The organism is Roseomonas sp. 18066 (assembly GCF_902706185.1).
In the GTDB taxonomy this organism is placed as follows: Bacteria; Pseudomonadota; Alphaproteobacteria; order Acetobacterales; family Acetobacteraceae; genus Pseudoroseomonas.
Window position 1 is genome coordinate 1 of the sequence record NZ_CACSJM010000329.1, and the last position, 862, is coordinate 862.

An 862-nucleotide genomic window follows, 5' to 3' on the forward strand; every position below is an offset into this window, starting at 1 on the left:
CCCCCTCGAAGGCCCCCACCCCGAAGCCTGAGGAGAAGAAGATGCCGGTCGAGATCGGCGGTCCCGCCGGGCCGGAGCCGACCCGCTTCGGCGATTGGGAAAGGAAAGGCCGCGTCAGCGACTTCTGACCGGCTTCTCGAACCTAACGGGAACGGTCTTGTGGGTTGACGGTACCGTCAACCCCAAGATCTTGATGACAAAGAACAGTAACCCTGCGTCAGCGATTCGTTCGCCCGACTCGGGCCAGGCAGTTGATTTGCCGGGCTTCAGCCGGCGCGCAAACGGCTCAGCCACAGGCTGATGACGAGAACACCGGCGCCGCTGAAGGCCAGCGACGGCCCGGCGCCGGCGGCCACCATCATCAGGCCGAAGATGGCCGGGCCGATGGCCTGGCCGAGGAAATAGCAGAAGGCATGCAGCGCCACGGCCGAGCCGCGGGCGCCGGGGGCGACCTCGGTGACGCGGGTCTGGATGCTGTTGTGCAGCATGAAGAAGCCCAGCCCGATCAGCAGCGCGCCGCCGATGCCGACATCGGGCATGCCGGTGGCCAGGCACAGCATGCCGGCCAGCACGGCGCAGCCCGCCAGCCGCATCATCCGCGCCTGGCCCATGCGGCGCAGCAGGAAGGGCGCCAGCATGGTGTAGGCGAAGCCGCCGGCGCCGAAGCAGGCCACCGCGATGCCGGCGCGCAGCGTGCCGTGGCCATCTGCGCCCAGCAGCACGGCGAAATAGGGGAAGGGGCCGAAGACGCAGGCGCCTTCCAGCGCGACGCCGATGAACAGCGGCTGGGCGGCGCGGTTGCGCAGGATGTCGGCGTAGCGGCGCAGGATTTCTGCCGTGGTGGGGCGGCGGGCCGGCAGGG

The 862-nt window shown here is 69.7% G+C and carries 2 protein-coding genes; one reads left to right on the forward strand and one right to left on the reverse strand.

What is annotated here, in order from left to right; all coding sequences use genetic code 11:
* On the forward strand, positions 1 to 128 hold a 128-nt coding region (locus GVN67_RS29065; protein WP_160000771.1), incomplete at its 5' end, for a DUF1674 domain-containing protein.
* A 138-nt stretch (positions 129 to 266) separates the two neighbouring features.
* On the opposite strand, the gene GVN67_RS29070 is transcribed toward GVN67_RS29065, so the two are convergent.
* Positions 267 to 862, reverse strand: a 596-nt coding sequence (locus GVN67_RS29070) for an MFS transporter (RefSeq protein ID WP_160000772.1), incomplete at its 5' end; no start/stop codon positions are given.